Consider the following 261-nt stretch of genomic DNA (forward strand, 5'->3'; position numbering starts at 1 on the left):
GGTGGGCGATGCCCTGCAGATAGTCGGGGAGACGCGAGAGCTGGCTGAGACCCGCCGCCGAGACGAATCCGGGATAGACGAGGTTGCCCAGTTGCTCGCGCGCATCGGCGAGCGGGCTCAGCAGCGCGATGTTCGAGGCCGAGGAGATCGCCTTCTCGGCGGCGCGTGCTGCCCCGAGGATGCTCGCGAGGAGCGAGGCCGTGGAGAAGAGCGAGTCGACGATCGCGCCCGAGACCTCGTCGCGCATCCGCACGAACTCCG

Annotated in this window: 1 protein-coding gene; it reads right to left on the reverse strand. The window is 69.3% G+C overall.

Annotated elements, in window-relative coordinates; genetic code table 11:
• Positions 1-247, reverse strand: a 247-nt coding sequence (locus tag WDW90_RS39950; protein ID WP_336493097.1) for a DUF3418 domain-containing protein, incomplete at its 3' end; no start/stop codon positions are given.
• Positions 248-261 lie beyond the last annotated feature (14 nt).

This window comes from Methylobacterium nigriterrae (genome assembly GCF_037106235.1).
Taxonomy (GTDB): Bacteria; Pseudomonadota; Alphaproteobacteria; order Rhizobiales; family Beijerinckiaceae; genus Methylobacterium; species Methylobacterium nigriterrae.